Origin of the sequence: Escherichia sp. Lx600-2, assembly GCF_036662595.1 — a bacterium.
Classification (GTDB): Bacteria; Pseudomonadota; Gammaproteobacteria; order Enterobacterales; family Enterobacteriaceae; genus Escherichia; species Escherichia coli.
Genome location: NZ_JAYQWM010000257.1, coordinates 1 through 522 on the forward strand (window position 1 = coordinate 1; position 522 = coordinate 522).

Below are 522 nucleotides of genomic sequence, written 5' to 3' on the forward strand. Positions count from 1 at the left end.
TCGGTGGAGCTGCATGACAAAGTCATCGGGCATTATCTGAACATAAAACACTATCAATAAGTTGGAGTCATTACCCCGGTTTCATTCTTATATGCCAGCAATGGCAGGGATTTGTTCATCCTTAAATCTGTCATGAGGTTAAAACAAAATGAGTAAAGTCTTTATTTGCGCCGCTATTCCTGACGAACTGGCAACAAGGGAAGAAGGCGCTGTGGCTGTAGCCACAGCCATTGAAGCTGGCGACGAACGCCGTGCTCGAGCAAAATTTCACTGGCAGTTCCTGGAACATTATCCGGCTGCTCAGGACTGCGCTTATAAATTTATTGTCTGCGAGGATAAACCTGGCATACCCCGCCCTGCCCTCGATTCATGGGATGCTGAATATATGCAGGAAAACCGCTGGGATGAGGAGTCTGCTTCTTTTGTCCCGGTTGAGACTGAATCCGATCCGATGAACGTCACTTTTGACAAGCTGGCCCCTGAAGTACAGAACGCTGTCATGGTTAAGTTCGACACATGTGA

At 47.5% G+C, this 522-nt stretch carries 2 protein-coding genes; both read left to right on the forward strand.

From position 1 onward, the window contains the following. Nucleotides 1-60, forward strand: a 60-nt coding sequence (locus tag OQV04_RS25420; protein WP_071528444.1) for an IS1 family transposase, incomplete at its 5' end; no start/stop codon positions are given. A gap of 88 nt (nt 61-148) precedes the next feature. Beyond that, nucleotides 149-522, forward strand: a 374-nt coding sequence (locus OQV04_RS24865; RefSeq protein ID WP_072147102.1) for an exonuclease, incomplete at its 3' end; no start/stop codon positions are given.